We start from the raw sequence: 24380 nt of genomic DNA on the forward strand, positions 1-24380 counted from the left end.
ATGGGAGACGTTATTGATATATATGGTTTATCACCTTTGCAAAAAGGAATACTGTTTCATACTTTATACGATCAAGATGATGAATATTCTTTTTCCTATATTGTACAAGTAGGTTTCTTGCTCGGGGGGCAATTGGATGTTGCTACTTTTGAAAAAGCTTGGGAATATGTTATTCAACGACATGAGGTTCTGCGCTCAGTATTTGTTTGGGAGGAAGTAGAAAAACCTCTACAAGCAGTTTACGAACGTCTTCCTTTTACTATTCATCAAGAGGATTGGAGTACCCATTCGCATGAGGAGAAGGAGAAGGAGAAGAAATTACACCAGTTTTTGACTGCAGATCGTAGCAAAGGATTTTTATTGGATGAAGCACCATTGATGAGAGTCACTGCGATTAAAGAAGCAGAAAGGGAAACGAGAATTATTTGGACACATCATCATATTTTGCTAGATGGATGGAGTGTGTCATTGGTCTTTAGTGAAGTGATGGAAGTTTATCTCAAGATGATAAAGGGAGAATTGTTGAATCTTCCTAAATCTCTTCCTTATAAAAAATATATCCAATGGATAAATAAACAAGATCAAAGTCAAGCAGAGGAATTTTGGAAAGAAGAATTAAAAGGGTTCTATGCACCTACTCCATTAGCAATGGAAAGAAAGGATCAAGGACAAGAGAAGGGTTATGGGGAGTTTGCTTATCAAGTATCTGAGGAACTTACTGAGAATTTACAAGAGTGGGTACGAAATAGTCGATTAACGTTGAATACGTTAGTACAAGGTGCATGGGCTTATTTGATGAGTAGGTATAGCGGTGACAGTGACGTCGTATTTGGCGTAACTAGCGCTGGACGTCCTACTGATTTAATAGGAGCAGAGAATATGGTGGGGCTATTTATTAACACATTACCTACCAGAATTCGATTAACGGATAATACATCAGTAGTAGATTGGCTTCGTAAAATACAAATGAAAGAAATGGAACGAAGACAGTATGAGTATAATTCGTTGATAGATATTCAAGGCTGGAGTGAGGTTCCGCGAAATAGCTCCTTATTTCATACCTTGTATGTGTTCGAAAATTATCCAATTCAAGGTGAGAGAAATGATGATTTAAGATTACTAGATGTTAAAAGCACGGAACAAACAAATTATCCTTTAACACTCATTGTAATGCCCGGTAAGAAAATTACTTTAAAGTTGATGTATGATCGAAGCTATTTTAATGAAGAAACAATAAATCGGATTCAGAATCACTTATTGCAAATATTAATTCAGATGACGAAGAGCCTAGATTCAAAACTATTTGAAATTACTCATTTAACAGAAGAAGAACAGATACAGTTACTAGAGGAATGGAATCATACTCAAGTTAATTATTCGGCTGAAGGCATGATTCATACGATGTTTGAGGAGCAAGTTAAAAAAACACCGGAAGCAATCGCGGCTAGTTACGAAAATGAACAAATTACCTATAAAGAGTTGGAGAAGCGTGCAAATCAGCTAGCTCATTATTTACAAAAGCATGGTGTAGGCCCAGAGTCTCTAGTTGGGGTATATATGGAACGTTCATTACAAATGATGATAGCGTTATTAGGTATTCTAAAATCAGGAGCAGCGTATGTTCCACTTGACCCTACTTATCCAGAGAGTCGACTTCGATATATATTAGAGGATGCTGGAATCGAAGTACTAGTGACGGAAGAGAATTCTAAAAATTTGTTTGTATCTGAAAATATTGAAACGATTTGTATGAATAAAGATTATACTGCAATTGAAAAAGAAGAAACAACCCCATGTATAAGTGGTGTAACAGGAGAAAATTTAGCGTATGTTATGTATACTTCAGGATCTACAGGGAATCCAAAGGGAGTAATGATTGAGCATCATTCAGTAATTAATTATCTAGAATGGATGCAACATAAATATCCGCTCTCTGAAAAGGATGTGGTCTTGCAGAAAACGCCATTCTCATTTGATGTCTCTGTTTGGGAATTGTTTTGGGGCATTCACGTTGGTGCAAGTGTATCTTTCCTACCTCCAGGTGGAGAAAAAGATCCTTCTATTATAGCTGAAGTGATTAAACAACATCAGGTTACTATAGTTCAATTTGTACCTTCGATGTTATCTGTTTTCTTAGATCACTTCAATCATATTGAAATGAACATGAATTGTTCGTCCGTACGCCATGTATTTTCTGGTGGAGAAGAACTAAGTTCAGGGTTAGTTAGACGATTTCAACAGAAATGGAATTATAGTGGACAAGTGAAATTAACCAACTTTTATGGACCAACTGAAGCCACTATTTATGTGAATGCATTTGATATTCAGCCTAATCAAGAATTTGTTTCTATTGGGCAGCCAATACAGAACACGCAATTATATGTATTAGACCAAAATCAACGCTTGCAATCAATAGGAACTGAGGGTGAGTTATATATTGGTGGTGCTGGTTTAGCGCGTGGATACTTAAATCGTCAGAATCTTACTACTGAAAAATTCATTTCGCACCCATTTCGATTGGGGGAACGACTATATCGAACAGGAGATTCAGTAAGATATCTAACTGATGGAAATATAGAATTTATAGGTAGAATGGATCATCAAGTCAAAATGCGTGGTTTTAGGATTGAATTAGGAGAAATTGAAGCCACTTTAGAAAAATGTTCGTTTATTAAAGAGGCTGTCGTATTAGTTAGAGAAGATCGTCCAGGTGATCAACGATTGGTTGCATATGTAATAAGCGATGGAAATACCGAGGAGTGGAGAGAGTATTTACAAAACCAATTACCGAATCATATGATTCCAGCGCACTTTATAGAGTTAGAACACTTCCCGCTTACTCCGAATGGGAAAATTGACCGAAAGGCCTTGCCAGCACCTGATGAGCAAGCTATTGAAGATTTAAATGTGCTACCTCGGACGCCATCGGAAGAGCTTATTGCCTCGGTTTGGAGCCAAGTGTTAGGAACAGAAAATATTGGTATTCAAGATTCCTTCTTTGAACGTGGTGGGCACTCACTACTTGCTACTCAAATTGTCTCTCGATTGCAAGAACTGTTCCAAATTAAAATTCCATTACGTGAACTTTTCAAGCACGATACAGTGGAAGCATTGGCGAAACGGGTGGATCAGTTACGAAAAGAAGATAAAAAACGAGAGGTTGCTCCCCTTGTACCTATGAAACGAGAAGAAATTATCCCACTTTCCTATGCGCAGAAACGTCTATGGTTTATTGATCAATTAATGCCAAATAGTGCTATGTACAATATTCATGCAGCGTGTCGCTTAACAGGTGAATGGTCAATTGAAGCATTGGAGGCCGGATGGAATCAATTGTTGGAGCGTCATGAATCATTAAGGACGATAATTCTAGAACAAGAGGGTGAACCTTTTCAACAAGTTCAATCTCATGTATTCAGACATATTCCTCAAACGAATCTAACAGATCTCTCTTTGGAAGATAGGGAAAGAGAAATGAAACGGCTCATTCAAAACGAAGCTGAGGAACCATTTCATTTTGGACAAGATCCTCTGATTCGAACACGAATATTGAAAGTGGACAGGGAAGAATGGATTCTCATTTGTACGATGCATCATATTATTTCAGATGGATGGTCAATGGGAATCTTACTTGAAGAATGGATGGCTTTTTATGAAGGAGCATTAAGCGGCAAACCGGCGGAATTGAAGGAATTATCTATCCAATATGCAGATTTTGTCATGTGGCAGAAGGAATGGCAAAAAGAAGAAAATTTGAATCAGCACCTTCAATATTGGAAGGAAGAATTATCTGGGGAACTACCGGTTTTACAATTACCGATGGATCGTCCTCGACCTGCAGTTCAAACCCATCGTGGTGCAAGTCAGTCCTTAATAGTAGCGAATTCCCTACAGGAAAAGCTCAAAGATTTAAGTCTGCAAGAAGGATGCACTTTATTTATGACACTGATGGCAGCGTATCAAAGCTTCCTTTCTCGTTATACAGGACAGGATGACATCTTGGTTGGAAGCCCAATCGCTAATCGAAATGTGAAAGAGATTGAGGGATTAATAGGTTTCTTTGCAAATACGTTGGTTTATCGAGCTGATTTCAGTGAAAATCCGTCGTTCCAAGAACTTTTGTCGCAGGTAAGAAAAAAAGCACTAAAAGCATACGAGTATCAGGACATCCCATTTGAGAAAGTGGTAGAATCCGTAAAACCTGAACGGAATACAAGTCATTCACCAATATTCCAAACTATGTTTACTTTACAGAATACGAAACAAGAGTTTCTTCAGCTATCTGAAAGACAAATGGAACTCATGGAAAGCCATGTTTCTGTTGCCAAATTTGATTTGAGTTTATTTGCTTCTGAGACGGAAGAAGGATTATCACTAACCTTTGAATATAATACTGATTTGTTTAATGATACAACCATTGAACGTATGGCAAGTCATTTTAAACATTGGTTAAATCAAATTGTCTCTCATCCAAAATGTGTATTATCAGAACTGGATATGTTATCGAAAGTAGAATATAAGCAACTACTAGAGGAATGGAATAAATCGCGTGTTATAGATATGGAAGAAAGTACGATTCATACAATGTTTGAAGAACAGGTGAAAAAAACACCAGAAGCAATTGCAGTAGTGTGCGAAGATGAAGAACTAACATATCGAGAGTTGGACGAACGCTCGAATCAGTTGGCACATTATTTACAAAAAAATGGTGTAACATGCGAATCATTGGTTGGGATTTGCGTTACACGTTCATCCGAGATGATTGTCGGTCTCTTAGGAATTATGAAGGCGGGAGGAGCATATGTCCCAATTGATCCAGCGTATCCAGAAAGTCGACTGCAGTACATTTTAAAAGATGCTCAAATAAAGGTACTGGTGACACAGGAAAAGTTACGACAAAAAATGGTTATACCTAAATTCGTTGACGTGATTTGTATTGATTGTAATCGAGCAGAAATAGAACAAGAAGTAACTACGGTATGTATGAGTGAAGTAACGGGCGATAACTTAGCCTATATTATCTATACTTCAGGTTCCACTGGAAATCCAAAGGGAGTAATGATTGAGCACAGGAATACAGTAACAATGATTCATTGGGCGCATCATACGTATTCCCGAAAGGAATTAGCGGGAGTGTTAGCTTCAACTTCGCTATCTTTTGATTTATCCGTTTTTGAAGTATTTGTTCCCTTAACGATGGGTGGTAAGGTGATTGTCACTGAAAATGCTCTACATCTAGAGAAGTTGTCTATCAAAGGTGTAACTTTGGTTAATACTGTACCATCGGCAGCGAAGGAACTGGTTCGAGCAAAAACAATCCCTTCTTCGGTAAAGGTGATGAATTTGGCTGGAGAACCATTGCCATATTCGCTTGTTCAAGATTTATACGAGAGAAGTACGATCGAAAAGGTGTACAACCTATATGGACCGTCCGAAGATACTACGTATTCCACGTATATGGAATTAGAAAAGTGTGACATGCATAGGGTACCACCAATTGGTAAACCAATATTCAATACAGAAGTATATGTACTGAGTGCCGAACAAAAAATGGTTCCAATTGGTGTAGTTGGTGAGCTATACATTGGTGGATCAGGGTTAGCGCGTGGATATTTAAACCGCCCTGACTTAACGCAAGATCGTTTTATACCGCATCCGTTTAAAGAAGGAGAGCGAGTATACCGGACTGGAGATCTAGTAAGGTATTTACCAGATGGAAATTTGGAGTATGTTGGACGAATCGATCATCAAGTGAAAATTCGTGGGTTCCGGATTGAACTAGGAGAAATTGAAGCGATATTACAAAGGCATACACTAGTTAACGAAGTTATTGTGATGGTGCAGGAAGATTATCCTGGCGATCCGCGTTTGATCGCCTATGTTGTAGGAGACGGGGATGCTCAAAAGTGGCGTGATTATCTCAAGGATCAACTACCAAATTATATGATTCCAGCCTATTTTGTTGGATTAAATGCATTTCCACTCACTCCTAATGGGAAAATTGATAGGAAGGCCTTACCAGTACCAGAGAGACAGGAGATAGCGAGTTGTTATATTGCTCCTCGTACGTCTACGGAAAAAACAATCGTTTCGATATGGCATGAAGTTTTAGGTATGGAAAACATCGGAATTCAAGATTCATTTTTTGAAATTGGTGGCCATTCATTACTTGCTACGCAAGCTGTTTCCAATCTTAAAGAGGCTTTTAGAATCGAGATACCATTGCATGATTTATTTATGTTTCATACGGTGCAGCAATTGGCAGAACAGATTGATCAATTGCTCGATAACAAAAATCAAGAAATGCAGAATGATAGTAAGGAGAATGTAAGTCTTCAAGACTATGTTCAAAAAGAAGCAGAAGTGAGTAATGATGAAGAATTATTGGAACTACTTAAGCAATTAGAGGAGCTATCAGAGGAAGAAGCACAAGGGATATTCGAGAGTAATTTGATTGAGGAAGGGGTAAAAAAATGAGAAGTGATTTACTTGCAAAGCTGAGTTCACTTTCTCCTGAGAAGAGAGCATGGCTTCAGAAGCAAATGCAAAAAAAGGAGAATAAAGAAGCACTCCCGTTGTCTTATGCACAACAACGCTTGTGGTTTATGGACAGATTTAATCCAAACAGTTCTTTATATAATATTCCAACGGTTTGGCATCTAAAAGGAAATTGGATACCTGAAGCATTAGAAAAGGGATTCAATCGACTCATTGAACGCCATGAATCATTACGAACTGTTTTTAAAGAAATAGGAGAACAACCTGTGCAACAAATTGTCGAATTCCTTCCTAGAGCATTACCTGTAAGAGATTACTCTCAACTTCCTCTAGAAGTAAAAGAAAAAGAGGTAGATAGTTTAATTGCGAGAGAAGCGCAAGAACCATTTGATTTAATGAATGGTCCTTTAATTCGTAATCAGCTTGTTCAATTAGAGAAGGATGAATGGTTATTACTGTGTACGATGCATCATATTATTTCTGATGCTTGGTCCATTGGTATATTCATGAATGAATTACTTGCTTTCTATGAAGAAGAAATGGGTGGAAATCCTGCTAAATTAAGTTCATTATCCATTCAATATGCAGACTTTGCGAAGTGGCAAAAGGAGTGGTTGCAAGGTGATGTGCTAAATCGTCAGCTTACGTATTGGCAGGAAGAATTGTCTGGGGAGCTTCCTATCTTACAACTGCCAGTGGATCGACCTCGGCCGGTTAAGCAGACTTACTCTGGGGCTACGCATCATGTGATTTTTCCTTATAAATTGCTCAGTCAATTGAAGGATATAAGTCGACAAGAAGGATCTACTTTATTTATGACTTTAATGGCCGCATACCAGAGCTTTCTTGCTCGTTATACGGGACAAAAAGATATTCTAGTTGGTAGTCCGATTGCAAATCGAAACCATAAGGGAGTAGAAGGATTAATTGGTTTCTTTGTTAATACGTTGGTTTACCGATCAGATTTGAGTGGCACCCCTACTTTTCGAGAGATTTTGAACCAAACAAAGAAAAAGGCGTTAAAAGCTTACGAATATCAAGATATACCATTTGAAAAAATAGTAGAAGCTGTGCAACCTGAACGAAGCATGAGTCATTCCCCTATATTTCAGACCATGTTTACGCTACAGAATATAAAACAAGAACGACTAGATTTGCCTGATAGAAGTATTGAAATGGTAGAAAGTAATATGTCTATTGCTAAATTTGATTTGAGCTTAACTGCCTATGAAGTGGAAGAAGGTCTATTCGTCTCATTTGAATACAACACGGATTTATTTGATAGTAGTACCATTGCACGTATGGCAGGACATTTTGAGAACTGGCTAAATGAAATCACGTATCATCCAGATGAATCATATGCAAAGCTGTCAATGTTATCGGATAATGAGCAAAAACAACTCCTAGAAGAATGGAATGATACGGACGTAGTTTATGGTCACGATTGTATGATTCATGAGCTATTTGAGCAGCAAGTTGCACGGACACCTGATGCAGTGGCGGTAGTTTATGAGGGGGGAAAGCTAACGTATCAAGAACTTAATGAAAAATCGAATCAATTGGCACATTTTCTACAAAAACGAGGTATCGGACCTGAATCATTGGTTGGTATATGTATTGAACGTTCTCCTGATATGATTATCGGTCTCTTTGGGATTTTGAAGGCAGGTGGGGCTTATGTCCCACTGGACCCAAGTTATCCCGAAAACCGCCTGAGATATATTTTGGAGAATTCACAAATTCAAGTGCTGTTAACAAAAGAAACACTACAGGACTGGTTACCTAAAGATATTCAAGCAATTTGTTTAGACCGGGATCAAGTGATGATTTCTAAAGAGAGTAATTTAGCTCCGGTAAGTGGAGTAACAGCAAATAACTTAGCCTATATCATATACACTTCGGGTTCGACGGGAAATCCAAAGGGGGTAATGATTGAACATCATTCCGTTATCAACCGTCTACAGTGGATGCAGAAAAAATACCCATTGTCCGAGGAGGATACAATCCTACAAAAGACACCGTTCTCATTTGATGTTTCTGTCTGGGAATTATTTTGGTGGTCATTTGTAGGAGCACGTGTTTGTTTACTTCCACCAGGAGGAGAGAAAGATCCTGCGGTGATTGAGGAGTATATTGAACGATATCGTGTGTCCACCATGCACTTTGTTCCGTCGATGTTATCTACTTTTTTAGATTATATGGAACTATATAATTCGAAAAGGGATGTATCGTCTTTAATTCAAGTTTTTACTAGTGGAGAAGCGTTAAACACTGAGCAGGTTCGCCGGTTTAAGGGGATCTTTTACAATGTTCAGCAAACAAAGTTAATTAACTTGTATGGTCCTACTGAAGCAACTGTGGATGTGACTTATTATGATTGTGATTTAGAAAAAGAAGCAATGCTTATTCCAATTGGTCGTCCGATTGATAATACAGAGTTGCATGTGCTAGATCAATATCAACAATTGGTCCCGATTGGTGTGGCAGGGGAACTTTACCTTGGAGGAGTAGGATTGGCACGTGGCTACTTCAATCGACCGGATTTAACTACTGAACGTTTTATTCCGCATCCTTTTAAGGACGGGGAACGATTATATCGAACGGGTGACTTGGTGAGATATATGAATGATCGTAACTTAGAATATATTGGAAGAATAGATAACCAAGTTAAAATTAGAGGATTCCGAATTGAATTGGGAGAAATTGAAGCAGCTTTACATGATCACTCATCTGTAAAAGAGGCAGTCGTGTTGGTGAAGGAAGATCGACCAGGAGATAAGCAGTTAGTAGCTTATGTAGTGGGTGAAGGGGATACTGGAGAGTGGCGTGAATATCTCAAGAAGCAACTGCCACATTATATGGTTCCGGCATACTTTTTCAAAATTGAAGGTATGCCACTCACTCCAAATGGTAAGGTGAATCGGAAAGCCTTACTGGAATTAGAAGAACAGTTCATAAGTGAAGATATTACGTCATCACGAACACCAGTGGAGGAGCTTATCGTTTCCGTTTGGAGTCAAGTGTTAGGAATAAAAAATATTAGTGTTCAGGATTCCTTTTTTGAAATCGGTGGTCATTCACTACTAGCTACTCAAGTAGTGTCACGTTTACAGGGAATTTTTCAAATTGAATTACCAGTACGTGAACTATTTGAATATACAACGGTGGAGTCACTGGCAAAGCGATTAGATCAGTTACGTAAAGGAGATAAAAAACGAGAGATTCCGCCGCTAATACCAATGAAACGAGGAGAAGCTATCCCACTATCTTATGCCCAACAACGCTTATGGTTCATTGATCAATTTACACCTAATAGTGCCCTTTACAATATGCCAATGGTATGTCGCCTTACAGGGAATTGGCTACTTGAAGCATTGGAAACGGGATGGAATCAACTAATAGAACGTCATGAATCACTGCGGACGGTCTTTCACGAAGTGAACGGTCAACCCGTACAGCAAATTGAACCGTATGCTTTTCAATCAATTCCGAAAACGGATTTAACTATGCTTTCTTCTGAAGATCAAGAAGAAGAAGTTAAACGTTTAATTCAACAAGAAACAGAAGTGCCATTTGATTTAACAGAGGGTCCATTAATCAGGACAAGTATTTTGCATGTGGGAGAGGAAGAATGGATACTCCTTTGTACTCTACATCATATCATTTCAGATGGATGGTCAATGGGAATCCTACTTGAAGAATGGATGGCATTTTATGAGAAAGCAACGGATGGAAAGGTAGTGGAACTTGAACCATTACCGGTTCAATATGCAGACTTTGCTCAGTGGCAAAAAGGATGGCTAAAGGAGGAGGTGCTTAATCAACAACTCCAATATTGGAGGGAAGAATTGTCTGGGGAGCTTCCTGTACTCCAACTTCCTATGGATCGCCCGCGTCCCGCAATACAAACTCATCACGGGTCGACATACACTCTGGTTCTGCCAAGCAGGCTACATGATAAATTGAATGAACTTAGTCGAAAAGAAGGGGCTACACTCTTCATGACGCTTTTAGCTGCATATCAAAGTTTTCTATCTCGTTATACGGGACAAGAAGATATTCTGGTCGGAAGCCCAATTGCGAATCGGAATTATAGAGAAATTGAAGGACTAATTGGTTTCTTCGTTAACACGCTGATTTATCGAGCTAATTTGAGTGGTAGGCCGACATTTCAAGATGTACTATATCAGGTTCGTCAAAAGGCATTGAAGGCGTATGAATATCAAGATATTCCATTTGAAAAAATTGTAGAAGTTGTGCAACCGGAACGAAGTACAAGTCATTCGCCAATCTTCCAGACTATGTTCATCTTGCAAAATATGAAACAAGAATTACCGGTGTTGTCTAGTAGAAGTATTGAAATGATAGAAAGCCATAGTCCAATTGCAAAGTTTGATTTAAGTGTAATGGCAGCTGAGACGGAAGAGGGATTACTTTTTACTTTTGAGTACAATAAGGATTTATTCAATGCTACTACTATTGAACGGATGGCAGGACACTTTGAGAAATGGCTACATGAAGTTTCTCATCGCCCACAAAATCCGTTGCATGACCTGAGCATGCTATCAGAACCCGAGCGTACTTTGTTATTAGAAACATGGAATGACACTGTAATGGAAATGTCTCATCAGGGTCTTATTTGCGACAGATTTGAGGAGCAAGTAGCAAGGCGTCCGGATGCGATTGCGGTAGTTGATCAAACAAAACAGTGGACTTATGGTGAACTGGATGCACAAGCAAATCAGTTGGCAAATGTTTTACAGCGAAAGGGAGTAGCCCCAAAGTCAGTGGTAGGAGTTTATCTTCCGAGGTCAGCTGAGCTGATGGCAAGTTTACTAGGCATTTTAAAAGCTGGTGGAGCTTATGTCGTTTTAGATCCGTTGTATCCAAAATCAAGGTTAGAATACATGATTGAAGATGCAGGAATTCAATTTGTAGTGACGGCGGAAGGACAAGAAGGACATTTCGCACACGTCGAAATGGTGAGGTTAGAAGAATTAACGGTGGAAAGCGTAATCGCACCTACACGTCAAATAAATCCAGAGAACTTAGCCTATATTGTCTATACCTCTGGTTCTACAGGAAAACCGAAGGGTGTCATGGTTGAATATCGCTCATTAATGAATATGGTTTCTTGGCATCAGGAAGTTTATCATATTTCAGCAGAGGATCGTGCGACTCAGATTGCAGGGGTTGCTTTTGATTCGGCTGTTCAGGAGATTTGGCCGTATCTAACTGCTGGTGCAGCACTCTACTTGTCAACAGAGGAACTGAGAGTTAATCCAGAAGCACTAAGGGACTGGCTCATTAATTCACGAATAACAGCTAGCTTTGCACCTACGCCTATTCTGGAAAGGCTCTTGAAATTATCTTGGCCAGATAAAACGGATCTTCGTTTTATCATTACTGGTGGGGATCAATTAACACAGTATCCATCTAACGATATTCCTTTTGCGGTAATTAATCAGTATGGTCCATCGGAAAATACAGTCGTTACCACAGATAGTTATGTACCTATAGGAGTGACAACAGGTACGCCATCGATTGGTCGACCGATTGCGAATACAGAAGTTTATGTATTAGATTCTCATCTTCAGCTAGTACCAATTGGGGTAATTGGAAATCTCTATATTGGAGGGAAGAGTCTTGCACGTGGATATGTTAATCGTCCGGATCTTACAAAGGAAAAATTTATTCCACATCCTTTCAAGTCAGGAGAACGTCTCTATTACACAGGAGACAAAGCAAGTTATCTTTCTGATGGTAATCTCCAGTTCCATGGTCGTATAGATGACCAAGTGAAAATTCGTGGTTTCCGGATTGAATTGGGAGAAATAGAAGCTGTTTTGCAGTCACATTCCTCTGTAAAAGAAGCAGTTGTATTGGTACGAGAGGATAATCAAGGTGATAAGAGATTAGTAGCTTATGTAGTTGGTGAAGGAAGTGTCCATGAATGGCGAGAACATCTACAAACACATTTACCAAATTACATGGTTCCAACAAACTTTATTGAGATGGAATTTTTACCACTTACACCGAATGGAAAACTTGATTTGAAGGCATTACCTATACTTAGTGAACAATCCGCTGAAAATACTGTATACCCACGAACTCCGCTGGAAGAACTTATCGCTTCAGTGTGGAGTCAAGTGCTAGGAATAGGAGACATTGGTGTTCAGGATTCTTTCTTTGAGCTTGGTGGTCACTCTCTACTTGCTACACAAGTGGTCTCACGCTTACAGGAAGTCTTTCAAATCAAATTGCCAGTACGTGAACTGTTCGAATATTCAACGATCGAGGCATTAGCGAAACGAATGGATCAGTTACGTAAGGGGAATGAAAAACGAGAAATTCCACCATTGGTGCCGATGGAACGCGGAAATAATATTCCACTATCTTATGCCCAACAGCGCTTATGGTTTATTGATCAATTTGCACCTAATAGTGCCCTTTATAATATGCCAATGGTATGCCGCCTTACAGGGAATTGGTTACCTGAAGCATTGGAGTTGGGATGGAATCAGTTGATAGAGCGTCATGAATCTTTGCGGACGGTATTTTATGAAGAGGATGGCCATCCTGTGCAGCAGATTCAACCGTATATTTTCCGTTCTCTGCCACAAATGGACTTAACTAAGCTTTCATTAGAGGAGAGAGAAAGAAAGTTGGAGCAATGGATTCAAACTGAAGTCGAATCTCCATTTGATTTAGAACAAGGGCCATTGTTCCGTGGACAAATTATAAGAATTTCAGAAGAAGAATGGGTTCTTCTGTGTAATATGCATCATATTATCTCAGATGGATGGTCGATGGAAATCTTACTTCAAGAATGGATGGCATTTTATGAGAATACGATTGGTGAAAAACAAGCAGAACTGGAACCACTACCAGTTCAATATGCCGATTTTGCTCAGTGGCAAAGAGAATGGTTGAAAGATGAAGTACTATATCAACAACTTGCATATTGGAAGGAAGAATTATCTGGTGAGTTACCAGTCTTAATGTTACCAATGGATCGTCCGCGTCCGCCAGTGCAAACCCACCATGGATTAACTCATAATGTTTTGTTATCGCGCCCATTACTGGATAAATTAAACGAACTAAGTCGTCAAGAAGGGGCCACACTTTTCATGACCTTATTGGCATCGTATCAAAGTTTCCTTGCTCGTTATACGGGACAAACGGATATTATTGTTGGCAGCCCAATTGCAAATCGAAATTATCGAGAAATTGAAGGGCTGATTGGTTTCTTTGTCAATACATTGGTTTATCGAGCTGATTTAAGTAATGCACCGGCATTTCAAGAGTTGTTGTCTCAAGTGCGGATAAAAGCATTGAAGGCGTATGAGTATCAAGATGTTCCGTTTGAGAAAATTGTAGAGGTTATCCAACCTGAACGAAATACAAGCCATTCTCCGATTTTCCAAACCATGTTTACTTTGCAAAATACGGGACAGAAGCAACCAGAACTACATGGAAGAAATATAGAAGTAATGGAAAGTAATGCTCCAATCGCTAAGTTTGATTTAAGTTTAACAGCTGCAGAAGTGGAAGAGGGTTTATTACTTACTTTTGTTTATAGAACTGATTTATTTGACAGCGTAACTATTGAATCCATGGCTGAACATTTTGGAAACTGGTTGAATGTAATCGTGGAGAATCCTGATAAATCATTGGCTAAGTTGCCTATAGTATCAGGATTACAGCAAAAACAGTTGAAAGATTGGAATAATAATGCTGTAGCATATCTACGGGAAAGTACGATTCATCAGATGTTTGAAGAGCAAGTAAATCGTACACCTGATGCGGTAGCAGTGGTAGATGAAAAACAGCAGTTAACATATCGAGAGCTTAATGAAAAAGCTAATCAATTGGCCCACTATCTTCAGCAATGTGGGATTAGGAATGAATCATTAGTTGGAATTTGCTTTGAGCGTTCAGTTGAGATGATTGTTAGTATTATGGGAATCTGGAAGGCTGGAGCAGCATACGTTCCATTGGACCCATCATATCCAGAAAGTCGCATACGATATATTTTGGAGGACACTGAAATTCAAGTATTAGTTACGAATGAGTCATTAGAAGGTTGGATACCCAAAGAAGTCAAGGCAGTTTGTCTAGATAGGGATCAGGCAATGATTTCAAAAGAAAGCATTCTTTCACCAAAATGTGAAGTAACAGGAGAAAACCTAGCGTATGTTATCTATACTTCGGGATCGACGGGGAACCCAAAGGGTGTCTTGATACAGCATCATTCTGTAATAAACTTGTCGCATGGTTTACAAAAAGAGGTTTTCGAACATGAGATACCATCTAACATGCATGTCGGTTTAAATGCTTCAATTGCCTTTGATGCATCTATTCAGCAATTACAAATGTTGCTTTATGGTTCAAGTTTGTATATTATTCCAAGCGAAGTACGAAGTGATCCGGAGCAGTTTGTAGCTTATATTAGGGAGAACAAGTTAGAAATCTTTGATATAACACCTTCATTGCTTCAATTACTTATAGATGTCGGATTGTTAGAAACGTGCGATGGCGTTCATGTTCCAAGTAAGGTACTGGTTGGTGGTGAAGCAATTATGCCGTCATTATGGGAACAGCTAGTAGAGACTGATAAAATCCAGTTTTATAATGTATATGGTCCTACAGAATGTACGGTTGATGCAACATGCTATCATATCAAAAAAGATAGTAGGAGAGTAACAATTGGGCGTCCATTGCCTAACATCCAAACTTATGTATTAGATAGAAATAGGTTGCCAGTTCCAGTTGGTGTGATGGGGGAACTTTATATCGGAGGAGCAGGTCTAGCAAGGGGGTACTTGAATCGTCCAGAGTTAACATCCGAACGATTTATTTCTCATCCATTCAAAGAAGGCGAGAGGTTATATAGAACAGGTGATCTTGTGAGATATCTTCCTGATGGTAATATAGACTACTTAGGAAGAATGGATAATCAAGTGAAGATTAGAGGATTTCGAATTGAACTTGGAGAGATTGAGTCGACTTTACAAGAGCATGACTTGGTAAAAGAGGCAGTTGTAATGGTTAGGGAAAATCAGTCGGGAGATAAGAGGCTGGTAGCTTATGTAGTGGGCGAAGGCAGTTTAGAAGAATGGCGAGAGTATCTTAAAACAAAACTGCCAATCCATATGATACCTTCCTACTTTGTCGAAATGAAAGAATTACCGCTAACCATAAATGGAAAGATTGATCGGAAATCCTTACCTATACCAGATTATCAAGGAACACAAGAAGGATACGTGGCCCCAAGAAATGAACGTGAACATAAGCTTTCTATCATTTGGGAACGTGTGCTAGGTTCAAAACGTATTGGTATGAATGATAACTTCTTTGAAATTGGTGGAGATTCAATTCTTAGCATTCAGATTGTCGCGCGCGCGAAGCAAGCTGGTTTACAATTGACACCAAAACAAATATTTGAACACCAAACGATTGCTGAGTTGGCGCAAGTAGTCAAAGAAGAACAAGGTGTACAAGCTGAACAGGGAATTATAACTGGAGAGACGATACTTACACCTATTCAGCAAAGGTTTTTTGCACAAAATCATCCTAACCCACATCATTGGAATCAATCCATGTTCTTTAGAACGAAAGAGAAATTGGACATAGGATCACTGGAAAAGGCGGCAGGTAACCTTCTACTTCATCATGATGCTCTGCGTTTAAGATATGAACGTTTACCTAATGGGGTTTGGAAACAGTGGAATGAAGGAATAGAAGAACAATTGATGCTTACTGTCATTTCATTAGACGAAGTGACGGAAGCGGATTGGCATCAGGTTATTCAAAAAGAGATTAATGTTGCACAAGAAAGTTTGAATTTACATGATGGTCCGCTAATGAGAATGGTGTATTTTGATGAAGGTGAGCACGCTGGCCGATTATTTTGGACAATTCATCATTTAGCCGTGGATGGTGTTTCTTGGCGAATTTTATTGGAAGATTTGCAAACAGCATATACGCAAGTAGTCCAAGGGCAGAAAATTCAATTACCTATGAAGAGTACATCTTTTAAAGAATGGTCGGAGAAATTACATCATTACGCTGAAACTGGACTATCAAAAGAAGTGCTACATTACTGGGAGGAGCAGGCTGAACAAGACGTAGTTAAATTGCCGGTAGATGGTACTATAAGTAATCCAGTAAGCGCAGTAACTGAGGAAATTACTGTGGTGTTAAATGAGAATGAGACCCGTATGTTATTGCAAGAGACTTTAAGCACTCACCGTGTCCAAATCAATGAAGTATTATTAGCAGCATTAGTACAAGCTACGGCAGCATGTACGGGGCAGCCAATATTGAGCGTAGATTTAGAGGGACATGGTCGAGAAGAGATTATTGAAGATGTTGATTTATCGAGAACTGTGGGATGGTTTACAAGTATTTACCCAGTTCATTTAAATATTACTAGTGCTCATACGCCAATTGCAGCATTAAAAGCAGTTAAAGAACAAGTTCGCAAAATTCCTAATAAGGGTGTTGATTATGGGGTGTTGCGTTACATGAACGCAACAATGTGTGAGCAATTAAGCTCCCAATATACACCGTCTATTAGTTTTAACTATCTTGGACAATTTGACCAAATGTTTTCTAGCGATGCAATGTTTATTCCGGAGAACGAATTTAAGCGTTTAGATCATGCTGCCGGTTCCAAGCGATCGCATGTAATTGATGTAATTGGGGTTGTAACGGATGGAAAACTTCAGTTCACTTGGGTATACAATGTTGGACAATTTGCCAAATCAACGATTCAAAGTATTGCACAGAATATGCTATATCAACTGAGTACATTGATTCAATTTTCAGATAGAGAATCTGCACTGACCATTTCGGATTTTGCAATGACTAATCTTAGCCAAGAAGGTTTGACAAATGTACTAAACAAAATGCATCGCGGAAAGAACAATCAGATTACTGATTTATATCCACTATCACCTTTGCAAGAAGGTATGATTTTCCACACATTGCATGACCAAGGGGATGAACATGTTGCACCGTATATAGTGCAATTGAGTTTTATGATTCGAGGAAAAATGAATATTCCTACATTTGAGCAGGCGTGGAAATCTGTAATTCAGCGGCATGAAATTTTTCGTACAGCATTTGTATGGGACGAAATTGAAGAACCTGTACAAGTGGTGTATGAAAATATCCCATTTAAAGTGAACAAAGAAGACTGGCGTACAATGACAAGTGAAGAGATAGAGGAAAAAAGAAAAGTCTTTTTGGCATTAGATCGAAAACAAGCCTTCCAATTTGATGAAGCACCATTGATGCGGGTAACAGTCATTCAAGAAGGTGAGGAAGAATATCGGATTGTTTGGACCCATCACCATATTTTACTGGATGGATGGAGTTTACCATTAGTATTTAATGAATTACTTACAGTCTATCAGAAGAGAATGAATGGAGAAGCTGTGAAATTACCTAAGTCCTCACCATATAAGAAATATATCCAATGGTTAAGAGAGCAGGATAAGGAGCAGGCGGAACAATTCTGGAGAGAGAAGCTAAAAGGTTTTACTGCGCCAACTTTGCTGGGCTTAGAAAGTAAAGAGGAAGAAAAAGGTTACACAGAGAAGGTTACGTATTTATCAGAAGAGCAGACTCAAGCGTTACAAGGATGGGCGAAACGCAATAAACTTACTTTGAGTACAGTAATTCAAGGTGCATGGGCATATCTCATGAGCCGATATAGTGGAGAAAATGACATTGTTTTTGGTGTAACAAGCTCAGGGCGTTCTACGGAGATTATTGATGTTGAAAACATCGTAGGTCCTTTCATTACAACGTCACCGACGCGAATTCAATTGATGGATGATATAAAATTAATAGATTGGTTGCAGAAGATACAAGAGGAAGAGATAGAAAGAAGACAATATGAGTATGCTTCTTTGACAGAGATTCAGGGGTGGAGTGAAGTTCCTAGAGGAATACCGCTATTCAATAGTTTATATGTGTTTGAAAATTATCCAGTGAAAGAGGAGTCTTCAGAAAATCTGGAAATTGGTGAATTGGAAGGGGTAGAACAAACCCACTACCCATTAGGGTTAGCTGTAGTTCCAGGAATCCAGTTATCGTTAAAGTTAATGTATGACCGTAGTAAGTTTAATAGAGTAACCATTGAACGAATGCTGGGTCATTTACACCAAGTGTTAATGCAAATGCTCAAAAACATTGATCAAAATCTATCGGAGCTAGTATATATTACGGAAGCTGAACAAAGAAAGCTATTGGAAGAATGGAATAATAATACTATATCCTATCCACGTGAGAATGCAATCCATCAACTATTCGAAGAGCAAGTAAATCGTACGCCTGACGCGTTGGCAGTGGTAGATGAAAAACAGCAACTAACATATCGAGAGCTGAATGAAAGAGCTAATCAATTAGCCCATCATTTACAGAAATGTGGAATTGGGACAGAGTCATTAGTTGGCCTTTGCTTTGAGCGTTCAGTTGAGATGGTTGTTGGTCTCATGGGAATTTGGAAGGCTGGAGCAGCCTATGTTCCATTAGATCCATCGAATCCGGAAAGCCGCCTACAATATATTTTAGAAGACACAGGAATTAAAGTGTTAGTTACAAATGAAGTATTACTAGGCTGGATACCTAAAGACATCAAGACAGTTTGCCTAGATAGGGACCAAGCAATGCTTTCTCAAGAAAGCAAACTTTCACCAATATGTGAGGTAACAGGGGAAAACTTAGCGTATGTTATCTATACTTCTGGTTCGACAGGGAATCCAAAGGGGGCTTTAGTACAGCACAATTGTGTAATAAACCTATCCTATGGTTTACAAAAAGAAGTTTTCTCACATGAGATACCTAATAATATGCGCGTCGGTTTGAATGCGTCAATTGCCTTTGATGTATCTATTCAGCAATTACAAATGTTGCTTTATGGTTCAAGTTTATATATTATCCCAAGTGAAGTTCGCACTAATCCGGAACAATTTGTGTCCTATATTAGGGAGAATAAATTGGAAATGTTTGATATGACACCTTCATTACTTCAATTACTAATAGATGGAGGATTGCTAGAAATAAGTGCTGATGTTCATGTACCAAGTAAGATATTAGTCGGTGGTGAAGCAATTATGCCGTCATTATGGGAACAGCTAGTAGAGACTGAAAAAATTGATTTTTATAACGTATACGGTCCTACAGAATGTACGGTTGATGCAACGTGTTATCATATCCAAACAGATAGTAAGAGAATAACAATTGGGCGCCCATTGCCAAACGTTCAAACTTATGTATTGGATAAAAATTTGTTACCTGTCCCAGTTGGTGTAACAGGTGAGCTATATATTGGTGGTGCAGGTATAGCGAGAGGATACTTGAATCGTCCAGAATTAACAGCAGAGAGATTCATCCGTCATCCATTTAATGAAGAAGAGCGTTTATATCGTACGGGAGATTTGGTTCGTTATTTACCTGATGGTAATTTAGATTACTTGAGAAGAATTGATAATCAAGTGAAAATTAGGGGCTTTCGTATTGAACTTGAAGAGATTGAAGCGAGTATAGAGAGGCATCCATTGGTAAAAGAGGCAGTAGTTTTGGTAACAGAGGATAAATTAGGAGAGCAGAGATTGGTTGCTTATGTAGTTGGAGATGGTAGTATGCATGATTGGCGTGAATATCTCAAGACACAAGTACCGAATTATATGGTTCCCGCACACTTTATTAAGGTAGACGAGATTCCTCTTACAACGAATGGAAAAGTTGATCGAAAGGCATTGAACAATTTAACTATTCTGAGAGAAAATAACGTTTCTACACCAATCATTCCAAGGGATGAAATTGAATATCAGTTGATTAAAATCTGGCAGGATGTGTTACAGATAGAAGATGTCTATGTAAATGATGATTTCTTTAATAGAGGAGGACACTCTCTCCTTGTAATTAAATTAGTTTCAAAAATTAAGGAGAAGTTTGGAAAAGAGATTAAGGTGTCTACATTGATTAAGAATCCAACAGTGGAAGGAATCGCATGCCTTATTCGTGATAAGCATGATATGACGAAATCAGTAGCAGCGCTAGTTCCACTACAAGAATCAGAGAAAAGATCTTTCTTCTGCGTTCATCCGTTTATGGGGAATGTATTCTGTTACATTCAACTAGCAAGATTGCTTAAGAACCATTGTTCATTTTATGGTTTACAGAATCCTCTTATAGAAAAGAAAGAAATTGACGAGTTAACTTTGCCGGAAGTAATTCAACTTTACATCGAAGAAATAAAACGTGTTCAGCCAGAAGGTCCATATCGTCTTGGAGGATGGTCTTTAGGCGGTGCAATTGCTTATAAAATCGCAACTGTACTAAAGAATCAAGGTGAGGAAGTTGAGTTGTTGATACTAATGGATACTAAAGTACCTTCAGAGCAGGACTATAAAACAACGGAGGATATGCTCTCATATATATATGAGCATTTCATTCCTAGAGATTTTACTGAGCAGGGGGAAGGCCTCTTCCATGAACAAGATATGCTTGTAGAGCGATTAATTATGGAGGGAGTACTCCCGCCTGATGCAGATCTTATGAATTTGAAGCAAGTTATCAATGCTCATAGGAAATGTCTGAACTTAATGGCAGAGCATGATTTAATACCATACTCTGGAGAAGTTCTCTACTTTAGTGCTGAGGAAGGAAAAGAGTTGTTTACAGATTGGGGACCGTTATTAAAAGGTAGAGTAAATAGGTATTTAGTCCCTGGATCACATGAGGAAATAGTAGACTTCCCCGCAGTTGAAAAGATAGCTAAGTATCTATTAAATGAATTTGAAGGGATAAAAGAAACATCCCTTTCATTAACTGAAAAGTAGAGAGTGCAAAAGATGCAACGCAATGAACGAAAAGGGGAGACCAATACCTGCATATCAAGTGTAGGGAATAATGAATATATTAAGAGCATTACTTTTTAAGGGGATAATGTAAAAAGTAATTGGTAGAGACATAGAAATCTTTGTAATAGAAGCGAATGCCTGATGATATTACTGAGGGAAGGTGCATATTTTCATTGATATGTAAATATGCACCTTTTCTATTGTATATGCAATTTAATAAAGTTAATTTGAGTTTCTGTAACGTTCATATATGAAGTAATTCTTTAAAAAAGGAAGTGATTTATTATACAAATTCAAGCTGTGAAAATACCAAAGAATATTGAAAGTCATTTGCTTAAGCAACTTAGTAACTTAGTTTCAAATGAGAAGAAAGAACGAATGAAGCGTTTATTAAATTCATGCGACATTAATAGAACTCTGATAGGAGATTTACTAATTCGATCTCTAATCTGCCAAAAGTATAAAATTAATAATGAAGAAATTAGATTTAGATATAATGAGTATGGAAAACCTTTTGTTGAAAAATTTTCTGACTTTCATTTTAATGTGTCACATTCAGGAGAATGGGTGGTTTGTGCTACTGCTAATTTTAATGTGGGTATTGATATAGAAAAAGTTTCAGAAATAGAGGCTTTTAAATTAGCACATGAATTTTTTTCAGCGGATGAATTTTATGATATATCTAATATGAATTCTGATGAACAAATTAATTATTTTTATGATTTATGGACATTAAAAGAAAGTTATATCAAAACGATTGGAAAAGGACTTTATATCCCGTTAAATTCATTCTCTATAAAAAAAGAGTCACGAACTTTAATTTCATACAAGAATATACCTAAAAACTTTTACTTTAAACAATATAACATTGATCCAAATTATAAGTTATCTGTTTGTGCAACAAGAGATGAATTTCCACAAGAGATAATAATTAAAGACATTTATACAATTTGCCAAAATATATACAAATTTGAAAGTAAGGAGAAAATCAATGCAGAAGACTAAACTTTTTTGTTTTCCACATGCTGGGGGATCTGCGTTTAGTTACGCAAAATGGAAAAATTACTTTAATCCATATATTGAGATAGTGCCGATAGAGTTAGCTGGTAGAGGATATAGAATTGAAGAAAATTTGTACGGAAGTATGGAAGAAGCGGTAAATGATGTCTATAATAATATCGTTATGCAGATAGATGATTCGCCATATATTTTATTTGGGCATAGTATGGGAAGTTTGATTGCCTATGAAGTAGCTAGAAAAATACAAGATTCTAAAAGCGTATTGCCTAAATTTCTTGTTTTATCCGGTAGAAATCATCCAAATAGTAAAATAAAAAATATCCGACATAATCTTTCTAACGAACAATTTAAAAGAGAAGTTATTGCAATGGGAGGTACACCATCTGGGGTACTGCAATCAGAAGAATTAATGGAGATCTTTCTCCCTATTCTAAGAGCAGATTTTAAAATCGTTGAGACGTATATTCATGACAAAAATACACAACCATGTGATATTGATTTTCTTATATTTAATGGGGAAAATGATGAATTTACTACATATGATCAAGTAATAAAATGGGAACGATACACAAGTAAAACGTGTACTTTTCATTCTTTTGAAGGTAATCATTTCTTTCTAAATGAAAATATTGAAGAAATAGCAAAGAGTATTATAGGAAAGTTAGATTCTAAAAGATTATCGACTAGTTTTTAGGATTTTTCAAAGTATGCTCATGCCTAAGAAACAAAAATATTAATGATGAAAAATACAGGCATTGCTGAAATTTTATTGAATATATGCATAGAAGCCTAAACGAACTGTTTAAATGCAGAAACTCTAAGCAAAATGTATATGAATTGACTTTAGTTTAAGCTTACCTATAATACCATCTAGATTCTTTATTATACTTAATACAAAGTACATAACAGTTAGGGATGCAATATGTGAAGTAAAAAGGCCGACTCTTATAATTATGAGTGGGCCTTTTGGTTTTATGGATATCAAATTAGTGAGCAACATTTCAAAGGGTATCTTGTGATATAACTAAGTAGAATTTTTTAAACAAGGGGATGATGAGATGAATAAATTGAAGGGGAAAATTGCATTAGTAACAGGGGCTAGTAGAGGGATAGGCCGAAGTATTGCCTTACATTTGGCACAGGCTGGTGCGTTAGTCGTTGTTCACTATAGTAAAAGAAAAGAAGAAGCAGAAAGTGTAGTGGATCAAATTAAACAAGATGGCGGTTCCGCGTTTGCGATTAGTGCAGACTTAAGTACTTTTAATGGCATTAATAAATTGTATGCAATGATGGTCAATCTCTTCAAAAATATATAGGTGATACTACATTTGATATCCTTGTAAACAACGCTGGGATTGGGCAGGTGTTAACGTTAGAGGAATCTACGTTTTTTTAGTAGGCTCTTTCTAGCTAATGATAAGGTACCAGCAAATAAAAAGTTTACATAACGTTTTTCTGGTAAACAATTCTGAGTCAAATAGTGTGATCAATTAAGTTATTTAGTGTGTCTTTCATCATAAATATCTAAAACTACATATTTATGAAATTTTCACACTATATTTAGTCCTAAATCATACGATTTTAATACAAAATACTATAATTTGATTAATAATAGTAGTGAAAAAAATATTAAATATATCTAAGTTTTAAAGCTAATGTTAGAAGCTGGTGTACCGCATTCTTATTTCAATAGCACATATGCAAGTATTAAAGTCCAGAACTCATCTGGTAGCGTTATGTACAATAAGGAAATTATGGGAAATAGACAACAAAATGCTGAAACCCAAACAGTACCTGTAAAAGAGGGAGATTATATAGAATTTACTCATATAGAAGGGGAAGCAGCAAAGGAAAAAACACGCACGACTTTAACTAACCTTGAGAATGGAAAACAGGAACATATCGGGTTACATCTACAGGATTAATTAGACAATAAACGTATAAAAAAGTTGGGGAAATCCCCAACTTTTTTATCATTTTAGT

At 37.7% G+C, this 24380-nt stretch carries 4 protein-coding genes and 2 pseudogenes; all 6 read left to right on the forward strand.

The features are described 5' to 3' along the window. The gene (locus tag V6946_RS12575; protein ID WP_366981584.1) at positions 1-6477 is read left to right on the forward strand and encodes an amino acid adenylation domain-containing protein; all 6477 of its coding nucleotides are present in this window, start codon (positions 1-3) and stop codon (positions 6475-6477) included. Further along, positions 6474-21356: a non-ribosomal peptide synthase/polyketide synthase gene (locus tag V6946_RS12580; protein ID WP_406622324.1), complete on the forward strand. Its 14883-nt coding sequence runs from the start codon at positions 6474-6476 to the stop codon at positions 21354-21356. Before V6946_RS12575 ends, V6946_RS12580 begins: the two co-directional genes overlap by 4 nt. Before the next feature lie 321 nt (positions 21357-21677). Beyond that, complete coding sequence (locus tag V6946_RS12585; RefSeq protein ID WP_042866929.1) at positions 21678-22382, forward strand: 4'-phosphopantetheinyl transferase superfamily protein; 705 nt, start codon at positions 21678-21680, stop codon at positions 22380-22382. Then, positions 22369-23091 carry a thioesterase II family protein gene (locus V6946_RS12590; protein ID WP_006918054.1) on the forward strand — a complete coding sequence of 241 codons (723 nt, stop codon included), beginning with the start codon at positions 22369-22371 and terminating at the stop codon, positions 23089-23091. Before V6946_RS12585 ends, V6946_RS12590 begins: the two co-directional genes overlap by 14 nt. A 364-nt stretch (positions 23092-23455) precedes the next feature. Continuing rightward, a pseudogene (locus V6946_RS12595) lies at positions 23456-23784 on the forward strand (SDR family NAD(P)-dependent oxidoreductase); the annotation flags it as partial. 259 nt (positions 23785-24043) lie between these two features. Next, positions 24044-24333: pseudogene (locus V6946_RS12600) on the forward strand (putative mucin/carbohydrate-binding domain-containing protein); the annotation flags it as partial. Positions 24334-24380 lie beyond the last annotated feature (47 nt).

Origin of the sequence: Bacillus sp. PPSBB_2, from assembly GCF_045291115.1 — a bacterium.
GTDB lineage: Bacteria > Bacillota > Bacilli > Bacillales > Bacillaceae_G > Bacillus_A > Bacillus_A cereus.